At 40.9% G+C, this 18,404-nt stretch carries 15 protein-coding genes; 2 read left to right on the top strand and 13 right to left on the bottom strand.

Annotation, left to right across the window (positions count from 1 at the left end; all coding sequences use genetic code 11):
* Position 1: 1 nt before the first annotated feature.
* The 8 genes from J7J00_RS11025 to J7J00_RS11060 all read right to left on the bottom strand — a co-directional run bounded on the left by J7J00_RS11025 (position 2) and on the right by J7J00_RS11060 (position 8,971).
* On the bottom strand, positions 2-781 hold the full coding sequence (locus J7J00_RS11025) for an enoyl-CoA hydratase (protein WP_214790574.1): 780 nt from the start codon (positions 779-781) through the stop codon (positions 2-4).
* Positions 781-1,665: a 3-hydroxyacyl-CoA dehydrogenase family protein gene (locus J7J00_RS11030; RefSeq protein ID WP_098371183.1), complete on the bottom strand. Its 885-nt coding sequence runs from the start codon at positions 1,663-1,665 to the stop codon at positions 781-783. The genes J7J00_RS11025 and J7J00_RS11030 overlap by 1 nt, the downstream gene beginning before the upstream one ends.
* Positions 1,666-1,708: 43 nt before the next feature.
* On the bottom strand, positions 1,709-2,272 hold the full coding sequence (locus tag J7J00_RS11035) for a TetR/AcrR family transcriptional regulator (RefSeq protein ID WP_214790576.1): 564 nt from the start codon (positions 2,270-2,272) through the stop codon (positions 1,709-1,711).
* Positions 2,273-2,344: 72 nt separating this feature from the next.
* A complete protein-coding gene (locus J7J00_RS11040; RefSeq protein ID WP_286201302.1) occupies positions 2,345-3,955 on the bottom strand; it encodes a long-chain-fatty-acid--CoA ligase in 1,611 nt (536 codons plus the stop codon).
* A 37-nt stretch (positions 3,956-3,992) separates the two neighbouring features.
* Positions 3,993-4,766 (bottom strand): SDR family oxidoreductase, encoded by a 774-nt coding sequence (locus J7J00_RS11045; protein WP_214790580.1) that lies wholly within the window; start codon positions 4,764-4,766, stop codon positions 3,993-3,995.
* A complete protein-coding gene (locus J7J00_RS11050) occupies positions 4,763-5,992 on the bottom strand; it encodes an acyl-CoA dehydrogenase (protein WP_214790582.1) in 1,230 nt (409 codons plus the stop codon). The genes J7J00_RS11045 and J7J00_RS11050 overlap by 4 nt, the downstream gene beginning before the upstream one ends.
* Positions 5,993-6,097: 105 nt before the next feature.
* Positions 6,098-7,420 carry an ATP-binding protein gene (locus J7J00_RS11055; RefSeq protein WP_214790584.1) on the bottom strand — a complete coding sequence of 441 codons (1,323 nt, stop codon included), beginning with the start codon at positions 7,418-7,420 and terminating at the stop codon, positions 6,098-6,100.
* 198 nt (positions 7,421-7,618) lie between these two features.
* On the bottom strand, positions 7,619-8,971 hold the full coding sequence (locus J7J00_RS11060) for a TrkH family potassium uptake protein (protein ID WP_098371188.1): 1,353 nt from the start codon (positions 8,969-8,971) through the stop codon (positions 7,619-7,621).
* A 243-nt stretch (positions 8,972-9,214) separates the two neighbouring features.
* Between J7J00_RS11060 and J7J00_RS11065 the strand changes: the two genes are divergently transcribed.
* A complete protein-coding gene (locus J7J00_RS11065) occupies positions 9,215-9,406 on the top strand; it encodes an alpha/beta-type small acid-soluble spore protein (RefSeq protein WP_034314196.1) in 192 nt (63 codons plus the stop codon).
* 56 nt (positions 9,407-9,462) lie between these two features.
* On the opposite strand, the gene J7J00_RS11070 is transcribed toward J7J00_RS11065, so the two are convergent.
* From J7J00_RS11070 to J7J00_RS11085, 4 genes are all read right to left on the bottom strand, one after another.
* On the bottom strand, positions 9,463-10,761 hold the full coding sequence (locus J7J00_RS11070) for an anti-sigma factor domain-containing protein (RefSeq protein ID WP_214790586.1): 1,299 nt from the start codon (positions 10,759-10,761) through the stop codon (positions 9,463-9,465).
* Positions 10,758-11,501, bottom strand: coding sequence for an RNA polymerase sigma factor SigI (sigI, locus tag J7J00_RS11075; protein ID WP_214790588.1), 744 nt, complete (start codon positions 11,499-11,501; stop codon positions 10,758-10,760). Before sigI ends, J7J00_RS11070 begins: the two co-directional genes overlap by 4 nt.
* Positions 11,502-11,855: 354 nt before the next feature.
* The gene (locus tag J7J00_RS11080) at positions 11,856-12,638 is read right to left on the bottom strand and encodes a TerC family protein (RefSeq protein WP_214790590.1); all 783 of its coding nucleotides are present in this window, start codon (positions 12,636-12,638) and stop codon (positions 11,856-11,858) included.
* Positions 12,639-12,897: 259 nt separating this feature from the next.
* On the bottom strand, positions 12,898-14,457 hold the full coding sequence (locus tag J7J00_RS11085) for an aldehyde dehydrogenase family protein (protein ID WP_214790592.1): 1,560 nt from the start codon (positions 14,455-14,457) through the stop codon (positions 12,898-12,900).
* Positions 14,458-15,275: 818 nt separating this feature from the next.
* Between J7J00_RS11085 and J7J00_RS11090 the strand changes: the two genes are divergently transcribed.
* Complete coding sequence (locus tag J7J00_RS11090; RefSeq protein ID WP_309487159.1) at positions 15,276-16,469, top strand: FtsW/RodA/SpoVE family cell cycle protein; 1,194 nt, start codon at positions 15,276-15,278, stop codon at positions 16,467-16,469.
* A gap of 100 nt (positions 16,470-16,569) precedes the next feature.
* On the opposite strand, the gene nhaC is transcribed toward J7J00_RS11090, so the two are convergent.
* On the bottom strand, positions 16,570-17,970 hold the full coding sequence (nhaC, locus tag J7J00_RS11095; RefSeq protein ID WP_286201285.1) for a Na+/H+ antiporter NhaC: 1,401 nt from the start codon (positions 17,968-17,970) through the stop codon (positions 16,570-16,572).
* Positions 17,971-18,404 lie beyond the last annotated feature (434 nt).

Genomic DNA, 18,404 nt, shown 5'->3' on the forward strand with positions numbered 1-18,404 from the left:
ATTAACGATGTACGAAAGCAGGTTTACGTTTATCCAAGAAAGCGGAAACCCCTTCTTTAACATCTTCAGTTTGGAAGATTTCTTGAAAAAGACTCGTTTCAATCTCTAGACCTTGTTCAAGCGTTGTCTCACTTCCTTCATTAATCGCTTTCTTGATTCTCGAAAGTGCCTGAAGTGAGTGCCTTGTCAATCGTGAGGCCAAGATTTTCGCTTCCGATAAGCCGCAGCCTTGCTCAACGACTTTATTGACAAGCCCGATCTTTTCCGCTTCTATTGCACCAAGCGGATCACCGGTAAATATAATCTCTTTTGCTTTTGCGTTTCCTACAAGTCTGGACAAACGCTGTGTACCGCCAGCTCCAGGAAATAAGCCCAATTTCACTTCCGGCAGACCAATTTGAACCTGCGTTTCTGCCACTCTCAAATCACAGGCCAGAGCCAGTTCGCATCCGCCGCCCAAAGTCAGGCCATTTAATACAGCTATCGTAGGTTTAGGTAACTGGTCGATTTTGGTTAGGACGGCATGACTTTCCTTTACCATTTCTTTCATATTCGGGTTCCCCATCATGTTAGGGAATTCTTTTATATCAGCACCAGCGGCAAATGCGATATTGCCTGCACCGGTTATGAGTACCGCAACAGTTTCAGTATCTTTTGAAAGTTCATCGAATGTTTCTCCCAATTCTCTGAATACTTGTTTACTGATTACGTTTAATGGAGGATTATCGATGGTGATGACCGTAAGCTTATTTTCCTTAGCCACTCTAATTAATTTTGTCATCAATTCTTCACTCCTTGGTTTGGATAATCATACCAGCCTTTTCCTGTTTTCCTGCCTAATTGTCCTTTATTCACCTTTTCTTCTATACAAGCATTTGGCTTGTCTTCTGGATTTCCAGTTTCATTGTATCGCTGCTGCATGACAAAATATCCCACATCAATACCTGATAGATCCATCAGTTCAAAAGGGCCGATGGGATGGCCTAAAGCTTTCCTGCAAATTAAATCGATATCCTTATAGTCCACAATTCCTTCTTCATACAAATATAAGGCCTCACGCTGCAACGCTCCCAAAATTCGGTTTGCTACGAATCCCGATATCTCTTTCCTCAACAAAACTCCTGTCCTATTCATTCTCTCTGTGACTTCCATCGCAAGCTTCGCTGTTTCCTCCGATGTTTGATCACTCATGACAACTTCAACACAATCCATTATTAGAGGCGGGAAAAAGAAATGCATATTAATGAACTTATCCGGACGATTCGTCACACTAGCAATCAGGCTATTGACAATCGTTGAACTATTCGTTGCAAAAATGGTTTCTGCTGGCGCCAATTCTTCAAGTCTAGCGAAGACTTCCCGTTTCACATCAAGTTTTTCAACAACCGCTTCAATGATCAAATCAGCTCCACTGGCCGCTTTCTCAAGATCGGTGGTATATTGAAGACGGCTAAAAGCAGCCAACTTACGATCTTCGGACAATTTTCCTTTTTGAACCCATTTAGTCAAAATGACGTCTAATTTTTCTTGGGCTGTATTCAACGCGTTTTCCTGAACATCCTGAAGAATCGTTTCGTAACCTCCAAGTGCAGCAAGCATCGCAATTTGATGCCCCATCTGCCCAGCCCCAATTACGGTTATCGATTGAATTTGCTTGTTGGTCATGCCTTCTATCTCCCTTCTACTAACTGGTTAGTATGTAACCTGGTCACGCTTCAATTCCCTGCAGAATCATCCCCATAAAAATGGCTGCAACTTCCTGTTCGGTTTTTTCACCTTCTGAGTCGAACCAATGATAGCTCCAATTGGCCACACCCAAAATAGCAAAAGAGATGATGGATGCATCGAGATTGGAACGTAGTTCTCCGTTCTCGATGCCGCTAATCAGCACTTGCTCGATTTTATTACGGAACTCATCCCGCTTAGGAAGGATTTGTGCAAGTTTTTCATCACTTAGATTTTTCATTTCACGGAAAAACACCGTTGCGCTGGACTTTTTGGTTTTGATGCTTTTTAACAGCATCAATACCATATCGAAAAGCTTATCCCTACAACTTTTCCCAGGATCCAATATGATTATTTCCTGCTCACTAAGCAACTCGCCTATATAAGCTAGATGAATATCCATAAGCAACTGCTCTTTGCTCGTAAAGTAATAATAAAACGTTCCCTTCGTAACCCCGACCGACTCGACGATATCGGAAATCGACGTTTCACTAAAGCCCTTCTTTTCAAATAAGCGTATGCTATGTTCTGTCATTTTTTCTTTCATGTTTGCATCCTCGCAATCTGTTAAAATTTCAGCTGAATTGATATCATACGCGTTCGTACTATCAAAGCCCTCTTATTTCCTGGAAAGTTCTTCTCTTAAAGCACGCCTTAAAATCTTTCCGACATTTGTTTTCGGTAACTCATCACGAAATTCAACGAAATGCGGAACTTTATAAGCCGATAGGTTTGCTCGGCAGTAATCGATGATTTCCCGTTCATTTGCCGTTTTATTATTTTTAAGTATAAGCACAGCTTTTACCGACTCCCCTCGGTAAGCATCTGGAACCCCGATGACAACCGCTTCCTGGACAGCAGGATGTTCATAAAGAACTTCCTCCACATCTCGCGGATATATATTATAACCACTTGCGATGATCAAATCTTTTTTCCTGTCGACAATATAGAGATAACCGTCTTCATCAACTTTGGCGATATCACCCGTATAAAGCCAACCATCCCTAAGGGTCACCGCCGTTTCCTCCGGCATATTCCAGTAACCCTTCATCACTTGAGGTCCTTTAACGACCAATTCCCCCAATTCGCCAGGGGCCATTTCTTTTGTCCCGTCTCCCAGGTCCATCACTTTATATTCAGTCGAAGGGAAACCAATCCCGACGCTCCCAGGCTTCCTTTTTGCAAATGCCGGGTTACAATGCGTTGTTGGCGAAGCTTCCGTAAGACCGTAGCCTTCCAATATCTTCGCACCTGATTTTCGTTCGAACTCACGCAGCAGTTCCACGGGCATCGGTGCACTTCCGCTGTTACAGACCTGGATTGAGCCCATTCCATATTCTTCTGCATTTGGATGATTCGTCAACGCTACATACATGGTCGGTACACCAGGAAAAGTGGTCGGCTGTTCACGCTTAATCGTTTCCAGCACCTCTTCTATTTCAAATCGCGGCAGCATGATGGAATCACCCGCGATATACACGGATAAATTCATTGCGGACGTCATTCCAAAAACATGAAAAAGCGGGATGACCGACAGCGTTCTTTCAGAGCCCATTTTTAATTCATGCTTGAAGAATTCATACGATTGAACGACATTGGCCAGAATATTACTGTGAGTCAGCATCGCCCCTTTTGAACGGCCGGTCGTTCCTCCTGTATACTGAAGAACGGCTATATCATTTTCCGGATCGATTGATACGTGATTGATTTTGCCGTCCCCTGCCTTCATGAATTGGTCAAAAGAAGCATCAGGCTGGAAATCTGCATCCGAAGACTGAAGGCTTACGGCGATGATATTTTTCAGATTTGCATGTTGCTGCACACTTTTCACTTTCGGGTATAATCCATCCAATACAACGATCGTTGCAGCACCGGAGTCCTGTAAAATATGCTGAAGCTCCCTTTCAACCAGCATTGGGTTGATTTGGGTAATAATGGCTCCTGTTGCCAACGATCCATAATAAGCTATAACGTATTGCGGACAGTTAGGTAGCATGATGGCGACACGATCGCCTTTTTGAACACCTTTTTTTTGCAGGGCTGAAGCAAAGGCTTGCGACGCATGAAAAAGTTCCTGATAGGTAATCTTTCGGTCATAAAAAGTAATAGCTGTATTGTTTGGATAGGACTGACATGCATTTTGAAGGATCCTTTGCATCGGAAACTCAGGGACTTTTATTTCCTTTGAAATTGAATCAGGATAAACGGAAAGCCATTTTTTTTCATTCATCATTTCATACCCTCCAGCCTTATTTACTCATCTTTCATTACTTTGCATGTGAACCCCCATCGACAATCAAGATATTTCCAGTCACAAAATCGGATGCCTTTGAGGCCAGGAAAACCGCTGCCCCTTTCAAATCATCATCACTCCCTAATCTTTTTAGCGGCGTGGAATCCAAGATAGGATTCTTTCCTTGCTCAAGAACCCCTTTCGTCATTTTTGTCGGAAAGAATCCGGGTGCGATTGCATTAACATTGATATTATGCTGACCCCATTTAACAGCTAAATCCTTCGTTAAAGTAATGACCGCCCCTTTACTCGTATTATATCCGACCGTATCGAGCACCCTCGGGTCGGTCCCCCCTAATCCTGCAACAGAAGCGATATTTATGATTTTCCCATGTCCCTGTTCAATCATGACCCTGCCTGTTGTCTGGCTCATGATAAAGGTTCCGGTTACATTGACATTCATCACCTTCTGCCATGCTTCAAGGGGCATGTCGACGGCTGGTGCCCCCCAGGATGCCCCGCTATTGTTTACTAAAATGTCGATGGCACCAAATTCACGGCAAGTTTCGTTAACAACTTCCTGTACATCTGAAGGATTGGTGATATCACACTTCAGGGAAAGCGCCTTGACTCCAAGCTTTTCGATTTGTGAAGCAACTTCGTCGCATGCCTCCTTCTTCCTTGAACAAAGAACAACATTTGCCCCAGCTTCGGCAAAGCCGGTCGCTATTTGTGCTCCCAATCCTCTCCCTCCACCGGTTATGATCGCCGTCTTTCCAGTTAGATCGAATAAGTCGGTAACTTTCATATTTTCACCTCATGCTTTTGCTGGTATTTTCGAAGTTCAACCTTAGCAACTTGTGAGCGGTGAACTTCATCGGGACCATCAGCAAGCCTTAAAGTCCGTGCATTTGCCCAATGTGCAGCAAAAGGGAAATCATCGGAAATCCCTGCAGCTCCAAAGCCTTGGATGGCCCTGTCCAGCACATTCAATGCCATATTTGGTGCCACCACTTTTATCATGGCAATCTCCGCCTTCGCTTCCTTGTTCCCGACAGTATCCATCATATAAGCAGCTTTTAAGGTCAGAAGTCTTGCTTGTTCGATTTCAATGCGTGAATCAGCAACCCACTCCATGACCACACCTTGCCTCGCCAATGTTTTACCAAAAGCGACACGATTTTGAATGCGCTTACATAATTCTTCAAGAGCTCTTTCAGCAGCGCCGATCAGCCTCATGCAATGATGTATCCTTCCGGGTCCGAGTCTTCCTTGGGCAATCGCAAATCCTTTGCCTTCACCCCATAGAATATTCGTTGCCGGGACCCTCACATTTTCAAAAGTGATTTCGGCATGGCCATGCGGGGCATGATCATAACCAAACACAGGGAGCATTCTCTCGATTTTGACACCTGGTGTATCGAGCGGTACAAGAATCATTGACTGTTGTTCATGCTTGGACGCCTCAGGATCCGTCTTACCCATGACGATGGCAATCTTGCATCGGGGATCGCCTGCGCCTGAAGACCACCATTTTCGGCCGTTTATGACATACTCATTACCCGTCTTTTCTATCCTGCATTCGATATTGGTCGCATCGGAAGACGCCACTTCCGGTTCTGTCATCGAGAAGCATGAGCGGATTTCTCCAGCAAGCAAGGGCTTCAGCCAGCGTTCTTTATGTTCATCTGAACCGTATCTCACCAACACTTCCATATTACCAGTGTCCGGCGCATTACAGTTGAAGATTTCAGGCCCTATCGACGACCTACCCATGATTTCACAAAGCGGTGCATATTCTAGATTTGTTAAACCCGCGCCATAACCGCTATCAGGTAAAAATAAATTCCATAATCCTTCTTCTTTTGCTTTTGCCGTCAATTCAGATAAAATCGGGGGTATTTCACTCCAGCGGCTCTTCTGTGCTTCAAGCTGCTTCTTGTATATTGATTCATTTGGGTAAACGTGCTTTTCCATGAATTCCGTTAACTTCTTTTCCAGATCTTTCACCTTTTGAGTATGTTCAAAGTTCAAATTGAATTCCTCCTTTTAAACTTACTAACCGGTTAGTATGTTATTACTCTTAAAGTATATACATAATATTCAGATTTTTTCAACGATTAAATCATTATTTTCTTGTCATTCGTGGCCCTGCATCCGGACCTTTTCGTTCTCACTATATTCCCTTTGTTGGACGGTTGGAAAGATACAAACGATTTTCGTACCTTTTTTCAGTTCACTGGTGATGAAAACTTTTCCTCCGTGCTTTTCGATGATTCTAAAACAAACGGAAAGACCCAATCCCGTTCCTGTTGTTTTTGTAGTGAAAAATGGCTCTCCTACTTTTTGAAGGGAGTTTTCCGGGATACCCTTCCCTTCATCCAAAATGCTCAAAAAAACTTCCCCGTTTTTTTCATTTATGCTCACAAAAATATTTCCGCCATTCGGCATCGATTCTATGGAATTTTTTATCATGTTTATTAATACTTGCTTGATTTGGTTTTCATCAAAGTACATAAAAATAGGTTCTGAATCATAATTTTTATGAATTTGAATATTGTTCAGTACGGCATTTGTCTCCAACAGCGTTACGACATGGTTGCAGCTTTCCTTTAAATCCTTCTCAAGAAAAACCGCCTCAGCAGGTTTCGATAGCAGCAAGAGTTCATTCAGAACTTGCTCGATCCGATTTATTTCCGAAAAAATAATATCATAGTATTCCTGCTTTTCAGAACCGCCATCTTTAATCAACTTCACGAATCCCATTATTGCTGTCATCGGATTCCTGACCTCATGTGCAATCCCTGCCGCAAGTTGGGCAGCCGTTGATAATTTGCTTGAAGTGATAGCCAAGTGTTCGTTTTGGCTCACAAGCTTTTCCTCCGCATGTTTACGTTCATTGATTTCCGATAATATGCCCGCCGTCCCGATAAATTTCCCAGCGTCATCGTAAATTAGTTTAACGAATGCTTCAACCCAACTTGTTCCCTTTTTCGCATTTAATTTAATGTCCGCACGAAAATATTTATCCCCTCGATGAAAGGAGTCCGCAAAGGTCTTTAAAACGTCTTTATAAGAAGCGTTATCCATATGCTTAGAAAAGTGAAGCCCCAGGGATTCATTCACGGTTGCACCACTCATCGATTTCCATGCCGGGTTTAAATACAACCATTTCCCTTTCTCATCCGTTTGGAAAACGACCTCATTGAAGCTATTGATCAATTCTTTAGAATAATTGGAGATAATGCGATAACGCCCTTCGCTATCCTGCAACAAAGCAATCGTTTTCCGGTTATGATCGAAGATGGCACCCAAACACCAGGCAATGGTTAAAATTACGATTAAATATATTCCTGCAAAGGCAGAAAACCTTCGTTCTTCATGCCCCAGCCACCCTATATAGGGTAATATCAATATGAAGAAAAGGGCAGGGACAAAGATCCTTCCAGTATATTTCTTCACTTCTTCCACCTCCTCACCAAAATGATTTATACTTCATCCGAATGAATTCAAAGTAAGGGGGCAAATTAAGCATATTTTTGTATGTTTAAATAGTTGAAAACTCACTTATAGGTAAATTTCAACATTTTGTCCATGATTCCTGCAAACAAAACAAAAAACCTTTCCTAGATGGAAAGGTTACTGTTCTACTTAAATCATTTACCCAATGATGACACGTTCCTTTGGATAATGATAATTTTCCGTAACTTCTTTATGGCCTATGATATACAGGAGGGACGTTATCCCGACACGGCCAATGAACATAATGATCATAATGACAATCTTACCGGTATTACTGAGTTCAGGCGTAATTCCCATCGAAAGTCCAACTGAACCAAAAGCCGAGCATACTTCAAAAATGATTTGCATCAAAGTAAAATTCTCAGTAATCGATAAAATGAAGACCGCGATTATGCAAAGGAGCGATCCCATGATCATAACTGCTGTCGCCTTTCGAATATCATCGGGATGAATCTCCCGCTTGAACACTTTAATGGAACGCCTTCCCCTCATGAAATTCCATAAAAATAGAATCATGATGGCCAGAGTCGTTGTCCGTATCCCTCCCCCGACTGAACTTGGGGATGCTCCAATGAACATCAAAATGCTCAGCAATAACAGGGTCGGTTCCGAGAAATCGCTCACATTCATCGTTGCAAGGCCACCACTTCTCGTATTCGATGACATAAATAGAGAGTAAAAAAAAGATTCGTGCCAGTTTTTATCTTTAAAAAACCCGTTCATTTCCAGCAAGTGAATCAGGATCGTTCCCCCAATGATAAGGGAAAAGAAAGTGACTGATGTCAGCTTCGTGAACAAAGAAAAATGAAACTTATAAGTACGGGCTTTATTGGATAAAAACTCTTTCAACTCAATCAAGACAGGAAACCCGATTGCTCCAAGGGTAAGCAGGATAATCGTGATGAACTGTACAAAATAATCGTCTTTAAATGGAATCATTGAAATACCGGTAATATCAAAACCAGCATTCGTGGTGGCACTTATGGCTAAAAATAAGCCATTTAAAAAGGCTTCTTTCCAGTTTGGAAAATAATTCAGAAAGTAAATGCCTAAAACTAGAGCTCCAATCATTTCAATTACGACAAATATCTGAATGATTTGAATCAATAATTTAACAAGCCCCGAAAGATTCGATTGGTTTTGATCTGTCATGATCAATTGTCTTTCCTTCAAACCGATTTTCTTACCCAAAATCAACCAAAAAAACGTTCCAAGTGTCATAATGCCAATACCGCCAAATTGGAGAACAAACATTAGAATGAAATAGCCTACCTCATTATACACTTCGGGTAAACTAACAACTGTTAGGCCTGTTACACTAACTGCACTTACGGCTGTGAATAATGCATCCATGAATTTAAATTCCACGCCTGGCTTAAGAGCAACCGGCAGACTCAACAGTATGGTCGAGATACTTACGGCCAAAAAGTAATAACCGACGATAAGCTGAGCGGGTGTTAACTTTGATAATATTTTTTTGATAGCAAACATAAAGAGTTTCCTTTCTTACTCCTTTATAGTTATGCGAATCACATAACCATTAAAAATCTAGTTTACCCTTTTTTCACGCTTTTTTCATTCTTTTTTCCATTCTCTTTTAAAACTGACTTACTTACAACAAATAGGCAGGTTTACCAATAACTTTGATGCTGCTCATATAAGTAAAACTCCACATTCTACTTATACTATCATTACAGCGGCAAAAGCCGTTGAAAAAGTAAAGGGGAGATTCAAATGGCTAACAGCAGTAACAACCTTCTTGTTCCTGGAATCGAACAAGCATTAGAACAAATCAAATATGAAATTGCATCTGAATTCGGTGTACAATTAGGTTCCGATACTTCAGCACGTGCCAATGGTTCAGTTGGCGGAGAAATCACGAAACGTCTTGTACAACAAGCACAATCTCAACTTAAGGGTCAATAATTCTTATTACAATTTAATATCCATGGCTAAGAGTCCAGCTGCATGCTGGACTCTTTTTAATCATTATGTCCATTTCCGTTTCCATTATTGCCTTTACCCCATTTCGACTTATCCCAATCTTTCTTATCTTGTTTATATTGCTTATCATGGTTATCTTGCTTACCATGTTTATCTTGCCTATCCTGTTTATCTTGCTTACCTTGTTTATCCTGCCTATCCTGGTTATTTTGCCTCCCTTGTTTATCCTGCCTGTCGTGCTTTTTATGATTATTATTATTCTTTTCATTGACTGATGGACCTTTTTTCATATCGATCTTTTTATCACTCTTTTCATTTTTCTGCTCGTTCTTTAATTGGTTGCTGTGATTGCTATCCGATTTTCCTTTTGACTTGTTGCTTTTTTCCTTGTTTCCATTTATGGCATTCCGTTTTCCAATTGTATCTATCCGTTCGTTTTGTTCCTTAATTTTGGTGAATTGCGTTGCCGAGCCTTTCCTTTCAGTCGGTTTCGCTTCATTTGCCGGCTTTTGCTTTATTTCAATTGCATCATTCTCTTTTTTCTTTTCCCCATCCGATTTGTTTTCCGTACTCAGCGTTACACCCTTCTCTTTCGGAATAACAACCTTTTCCTCGATTTTTTTATCTGGCGCTGGAGCAGGCTCCCTCTTATTGACTTTTACCTTTCCCTTATCTTCATTCAACTTCTTTTCGAGATACCTACCCGTGGATATGCCTTGTTCCCTTGCTTGCTTCCGATCGCTTTTTGTTGCCTGGATCACTTTCATTCTTGTATCAGAAACATTATCCTGCTCAGATATTTCTTTTATCTCTTCTTTTAAATTCTTATCCAGTTCTTTATTTTTTTCCAATAACGTTGTGGAAACGACTATTTGTTTATTTCCTTTCAAATAACCAAGTTGCTTCGTCGTTTCAACGATTCGGTTTGTAACAGTCTTTATATTCTTTCCTTTCCAGTCCTTCAGATGATCAATCACAAGCTTGCCGTCTTCATTTAAACCGGTAAGTTTGAGAACTTCTAAATCATCGTCAAGCTCCAATTCAATGCTTGGATTCACATCTATCGTCATATATGCCGACACGTGACCAGAGAAATAAGAAGGAAGAATCGAAAAGAGTATCAAGAAGGTGGAGGCAATGCTTAGCACGGCCGTTTTTTTGAAAGATGAATGAAAATTGAAAAAAGCTAAAGTGAAATTTTGTTTAGCAGGTGAAAAAGTGATTTCCTCACCCACTTCATATACCCGTTCCTGCCTTTTGGTTTTCAGAAATTCACCCTCGGGGGTCAATAGGGTTACATATCGCTTATTAACTGAAAGAATAACTCCTTTTTTCATCCATCGATAGCCCCTTTTATATAATCATTCAAATACAAAAAATCTCCGTTTATTATGATTGCCACAGCAATGATGTATTTTCTGTTCCGTTCAATCGTTTTTCTGCTTACTTCCACTTTTCCCTCAAGCTGTTTTACAGGCAGCCGCTTTTTTGCAAACAGGGTTTCTTTCAGTTCGTCATCTTCCATTAACAATTTAGCGATCATGATAGCTCCCTTCCTGGCATCTGCATGTTTGGGAGAGTTTTCAACTAAATCCTCAAATGACAGACCAAAATCCTGTAGATGGCTTATATAAAGCTGAATTTCTTCTTTTCTTCTTTCCGATTCCTTCTGCTTCTCGTATTCATTGATGGAATTTTCATTATCGATATATATATGGCTTTGATCATTATCATCATTCAGTGAAAAATCCAATAGTACTTCTTTTTGTTTGGATTGGCTTCTTAAATAATCTATAACCCTTCGTTTAACGAGGGTTTCGGCAAATGCCAATAATGAACGGCCTTTTTCCGGGGAATATTTATCGATTGCCTCGTTAAAAGCAATCATACCAATACTGAATTCATCATCGGATTCGTATATGTAACGTTTGCAAACCGATGAGACGGTTTTCGCAATAAAAGGTTTGAATGACTCTATAGTATCATTACGAAGGCTAATATCGCCTTGTTGAATTTTCAATACGGTTTCTTCTAAAGAACGCTTTTTTTTGTATGCTGTAAACAACAATCCAAGCATTTGCTCACCTCGCTCCTGTTGAACATAAAATACGCATCAACATACTTATCTTAAGCGGAGGGAGTCTAAAAGACAGTACCAAAAGAACTATTTTTGCGATTTAAATGAAATCACATAATATATCAACATGATAAAATACTTAGTTTTTTCTCGTTTATTACAGTGCAATTACAGTAAAATAACTTTTTTCGGGTTTTCGTCCAATACAATGGGACAATTGTCATTTTTATAACCGGAATTTAATATTCACATCTTTTAACATATCATACGTAAACATACCTGCGCTTTTGAGGGTCATCTCCATAAATACATTAAAAAGCAAAAAAAATAGGCGTGACCAGCACGCCTGTTTTTTTAAGCTTCCTGTATTTTTTTCTCTTCTTTTTCTTTTTTTTCTTTCTTGCTTGAAATGATCCAAGCACCTGCTGCAATTCCAATCAAAACAGCCCAGAAAATCGATTTCCAAAGAGTTGATTCAGGGAAATGATGATCGATGACAGCCAATGAAGGGTGTGCAAGTGTGTGTACCGCCAATTTCACTCCAACCCAACCCACAATCAAAAATGCTGCCATTTCAAGGGAAGGACGCTGATGAAGCAACTTCACGAATGCAGTTGCTGCAAATCGCATAATGACCAATCCAATCAAACCTCCGAGGAACATGACAGCGAATTGCCCTCCGTCAATACCGCCTACTTTCATCCAGCCTGTTGCAGGAAGTGTAACAGCGAGTGCGACGGCAGCCAACATGGAATCGATTGCGAAAGCTATATCAGCCGCTTCAACCTTTACCACAGTCATCCAGAAGCCAGATTGCTTTTTGGGTTTCGTGACTTCCTTCTCACCTTTACCAGCGTATTTTTTGTAAATGTTCTGAAAAGCAATGAAAAGTAAATAAATCGCACCGATTGCTTGAACTTGCCACACGTCGACAAGAAAGGAAATAAGGAATAAACTTGCAAAGCGGAAAACAAAAGCTCCCATCAGGCCATAAAACAAGGCTTTTCGCTGTTGTTCTTTTGGCAAATGCTTAACCATGACAGCCATGACGACTGCATTATCCGCAGCAAGTATCCCTTCCAATCCAACCAAGATAAGAAGGACCCAGCCATATTCCAATATTATTGATGCTTCCATCCATTCAACCTCCAATAGTTAGTATTTCCTTCCTATTGGCATTGGCAAAATAAAAAGACCTCTGCCATATAGGCAAAGGTCTTGCTGAACATGAAATCATGTCAACAAAGCCGATGAATGTTTAACATCCACGTAATGACGACTTTGTTTTAGGGCGAACCCTAACGCTACTCCCCTTTGAAAAGGAAAATCAGTTATTAAGTATATTAATAGTATACGCGCGAGTTATGAAAATAACAATCTTTTTTATAAATGGATCTCATTTTCGGTTCCCTTTGGATAATTTCATCAATCGCAAATATTCTTTGCCGAAACGAATCCAGTTTGGTTTGGCAGAAAAGTAGTTCTGAAACAGCGATAAAAAACTCGGGTATTTCCCTTCATATGGATACCATTGTATTTCTGTATTGTTTTTACCATTATCGATCATGATCGCTTTTTCATGGCAGAAAATCCTCAATCCATGCTCGCCATGATAGCGGCCAACCCCACTTTGTTTGGCACCGCCAAATGGTAAATGATGATTAGCAACCGTTATCAGCACATCATTGATCGTCACCGCCCCGGTTACTAACCGTGACGCAATCCTGCTTGCTTTTTCCCTATCCATTGTCCAAACGCTGGAATTGAGTCCATATTCACTTTCATTTGCCAGGGCGATCACTTCTTCCTCCGTATCGAAAGGTATAACAGGCAACACGGGTCCGAACGTTTCTTCTTTCATGATTTTCATGGAATGATCGACATTGGACAGAATTGCCGGCGGAATGAAATGGGTCTCTCCCATTTTCCACTCTTTTGGAGGTGTTCCTGTTTCAAGTACGGCCCCCTTATTCAGTGCATCCTCCAGGTGTCCAGCCACAATATCAACTTGTGCCGGGAAAGTCATTGAACCGATATCATCGTTCGATTGCACTCCCTGCCTCATGGACTTCGTTTTTTCTTTAAGAAGCATTAGGAATTCCTTATAAACAGGACGTTCCACATAAACCCTTTCTACACTCATGCACACCTGCCCACTATTTGTGAAAGCCCCCCATAGAGCCCCGTTCACAGCCCGCTCCAAGTTAGCATCACGCAGAACGATCATCGGATCCTTACCGCCAAGCTCCAGAGTCGTTGGGATCAGGTGTCTTGCTGCGACCTCCCCAATCATTTTTCCAGTCCTTACAGATCCAGTAAAAAATATATAATCTGGTTTTTGTTCAGTTAATGCCGCACCCAATTCTTTCCCTCCATGGGCAAACTGTATAGTCCCTTCTGGGAAACCAGCTTCAAGAAACAGATTTTCGATGCACACACCAACTAAAGGAGTTACCTCTGATGGCTTGGCAATGACTGTATTTCCCGCTGCCAGAGCATTAAGAATAGGTACCATGGAAAGCTGCAGCGGATAATTCCATGGTGAAATGACGAGAATCGTTCCACGGGGCATATAATGGATATAAGATTTTTTACCAATTAACATGAGTGGAGTGGTGACCTTCCGTCCGGAAAGAGTCTTCACTGCATGTTTCTCAATATGCTTGATTGCATCAATCGTGGGCATGATGTCAGCAACCAGCGCTTCAATTTTCACTTTTCCCGTATCTTTTGAAACAACTTCAGCTATTTCATCCATTTTTTCAACCATCAATAAACGAAGCCGTTTTAAATAGTGCAGCCGTTCCTTGATGGGAAGATTCGACCATGATTGGAACGCATGTCTTGATTTCTTATATATATGAGGAATCGACTTCAATGGCGTTGGGACGATTTCCGCAATCTTCTCACCTGTTGCCGGAGAAAACACTTCCAACTTGTCATGTATTTCTTCCATAACTACTCCCCTTGCTTTACCTTATTTTTATTGGTACTCCATATCATTTTTATCCTTTAAATAAAGATCGACCTAGGAGGAACCCCTTCCCTGAAATGCAGCAAAACTTCTCGGCTGCAGTGCTGTCAAAACGGCCTTTCTAAGTGACATTAAAGTAGCGACTCTATTCCACTCCTTAATATGCCAGGACGGATTGATAAGAGCGCCTGACTGCTTTTCTTAAACAGTTCATGAAGAGAAACGTTCATAAACTACTAAACGTACGAGGTTTTCCCTGAACCCTCTTATATAATGCCAGAGACGCAGCAGCCTGTATAATATAATCGATTGGAACCAAGTTCACAACCGTTACCCTCTCTCCATAAAATCCCTGTCCGATTCCCTGCAACATAATTGGAGCTAAAATAAGTATACCTCTTAAGATGAGTTATTCTTTTAGCAAATTCGTTTACAGTATCCGCGACATCACGTCACGTTTTACAACTCATTTGGTGAAACCCATGAACTACGGCCCAGTCATCAATAAACTTGAATAGTAATTTCTATAGCACCGCACAAATGGAATATATAGTAAAAAGTTTTCGGTATTAAAAGGAGTATTCACGTTTACTATCGAAGGTAATGTATAGGAATCCAAATTGTGACTATAAGCAAAAAGGAAATCCGGGAGACTAGTTTATCAGTTTTAGTGTTTAATATTGGGTAATGGAGGATAAATTCATATTATCGAATAAAAATTATTATCTATATAACCGATTTTCCGTTACTATATAAGAAGGCGATTTTTTCGCGCATACATATTTGAGGTGAGCGCACAAGTGAAAAGAATAATTAAAGCATACGACTTCCCTATTTTCATCGCTGTCGTATTACTCTGTTTATTTGGTTTAGTCATGATTTACAGTTCGAGTATGATTACTGCTGTCGCTCGATACGGCAAGCCCATGGATTTCTTTTTTGAGAAACAAAAAACGGCCTTTCTCATTTCATTCCTGGCAATGATTGTCACGATGATCCTTCCTTATAAGATGTACAAAAACAAAATGTTCTTGATGTCTATGATGTTTGGAATGGCCGGTGTCCTTTTGCTGCTATTTATTTTCGGCCATACAGCAGGAAATGCCACAAGCTGGTTCAAGTTAGGGACAGCATCGATCCAGCCCGCCGAATTTTCCAAATTGGCGATGATCATTTATCTGGCAGCCATTTACGGAAAAAGGCAGGATCGTATCAATAGTATTGATAAAGCCGTCATCCCCCCGATTTTCTTTCTGGTTTTCATCTGTTTTTTAATCGGGATACAACCTGACTATGGAACGGCAGCGGTCATTTTCCTGATTTCAAGTACTATGATCATTTCATCCGGTATGTCTTTTAAGAGTATATTCAAACTTTCTTTGATTACTGCGATATTCGTTGCGATATTCGCATTAGGAGTACTCGTGACAGGTAATTTCTCATCCGTCCTCTCAGAAAATAAGGTGTCTCGTTTTACGGGGTTTGCAGACCCTTTCGGAAAGGCAGGAGAAAGCGGGTATCAACTCGTCAATTCATTATTCGCGATAGGATCCGGTGGCCTTACTGGAGTGGGACTCGGTGACAGTGTACAAAAATACGGGTACCTGCCTGAATCACATACTGATTTCATCATGGCCGTCATTGCAGAAGAGCTCGGGATATTCGGAGTCGGGTTCGTTCTTTTGACACTAGGGTTTATCGTCCTAAGGGGGTTTGTGCTTTCAGCAAAATGCAAGGACCCTTTTGGAAGTCTTTTATTGATCGGCATCTCATCCATGATCGGCATTCAAGTTGGCATCAACGTTGGCGGAGTGACTGGTCTTATCCCAATTACAGGGATCACCCTTCCATTCATCAGTTATGGAGGATCTTCCTTACTGCTGCTCATGCTTTCAATGGGTATATACCAAAATGTCGTAATGCGAATGAATTTACTTGAACAGAAAGAAAAGGTCGTGTCCATCCCAAAAGATGAGATTGCGTCTTCAAAATAAACGTAAAATCCTCCCTCTGACATTGCTGTTCATGTCAGGGGGTTTTCCCTATTGAAGTTCATATAAAAAAACAGGCAGTCGAAACCGACCGCCTGTTTTTTTATTTATAATGGATACCGATTTTCGTAAAGCCAGCAATCAAACTGAGCAAAGGACAAAGTAAGCAGAACAATGAAAATGGAGCATATTCAAGTGTTGATACACCCAATACCTGTGTTAAGAATACACCGCAAACCCCCCAAGGAACCAGAGGGTTCACAACTGTTCCCGCATCTTCAAGTACCCTCGCAAGCGTTTTGGGCTGCAAGCCTAAATCTTCATATTTCTGTTGAAATGCCTTCCCAGGCAGTATTACTGACAAATACTGTTCACCCACTAGGAAATTCACGCTGATTCCTGCAAATACAGTAGCCGAAATCACCTTCGCTACACTCGTCAATGAATCCTGGATCGCATTTAAAATGGAAGGGATGACTCCCAATTCAAACAAGAGTCCGCCCATCGCCAATGCCAACAACACCATCGAAACGGAGAACATCATACTTTCAATGCCGCCCCGCGATAAGATTGAGTCAAGTTGGTCCATTCCACTCTTGAGTACGAATCCGCCGTATAAAATATCTGCTAGTTTTGCAACCGTAAAATTAGGCGTTTGAATGAAAGCGATGATGGCTGCCGAAATGATTCCTGCCGACAATGTCGGAATGGCTGACACCTTTTTCAAAGCCATGACTAGAACGATGATAAATGGAATCAAACTCCATATGCTTATGTTCGTTTCCATTTCCAGGGCTTTGGTCATGACTTCGATTTCCTCTACACGAGCCAGTTTGACATTCGGTGAAAGGAAGTAAAAGATGATAAGTGATATTAAAAAACCTGGAATCGTTGTCCAAAGCATATTATTAATATGTTCAAATAATGGTACTCCAACCGTACCGGAAGCAAGGTTGGTCGAGTCGGATACTGGAGACATTTTATCCCCAAGAAATGCACCGGAAATGATTGCACCGGCTGTGATCGCCAACGAAAAATCCATTGCCGTCGCCATGCCTATGAAAGCAACGCCGATTGTGGCTGCTGTTGTAAGTGAACTCCCGATACAGAGCCCAAGTAGCGAACACACCAAAAATGTGACCGCATAGAAATATTCACCAGAAATCCAGTCAAAACCATAGTACATGATGGTAGGAATCGTCCCGCTTGCCATCCAGATTGAAATCAGCATTCCAATGAAAAAGAATATATAGATAGCTCCCATACCAGAAACTGCACCTTTGACGATAGCCGCCTCCATAATCGAAAATGGCAGCTTCTTGATCTTTCCATAAACAAATAGAAATAGGATTGCCGCTATAATTGGAATATGGGGGGCAAGTCCATAATGTATGATACCAGTTGCAATAATAAATAATAGAACGGCCAAAACCCCAATTGCTTCAGGTAAGGAGAGTTTTAGCTTTGCATCTTCAAGACGCATAATGTATTTCCCCACTTTCATGTTGTATATTCTCTGAGGTAAGGATCGGACCTTTTCACCCCTTACAATTACTGAAACGCTTTCAAGCACTAAAGTACTAGATAAATATAAAGTAGTTTCGGGAGAATGTCAAAGGAATAATAATCTATTTTAGTAGAATTCGATTCTTCATTCCTTTTTATCACAAAACAAAAACCCATACTTCGCTTCGTATAGGCTCAGCTTAATATACCTTAAGATATAAGTCCTCTTCTTTGCTTAGCCCCAATAAGGCCCTATCTTAATCCAAACGATGTCCCTACAATTCTTTCAGTTATGTCGTAGCCCCACCTAAATGAACTGCAAACCGTTCCTGATCATCAGATAATTTGGTTTTTAATTTACCAATTAATAAAAATTAATATTGTGTACAAACTACGTTTTGTAGTAAAAAAATGATTCCTGTACACCGAAGA

The sequence above is a fragment of the Bacillus sp. ISL-4 genome (genome assembly GCF_018613275.1).
Lineage (GTDB): Bacteria > Bacillota > Bacilli > Bacillales > DSM-1321 > Peribacillus > Peribacillus simplex_E.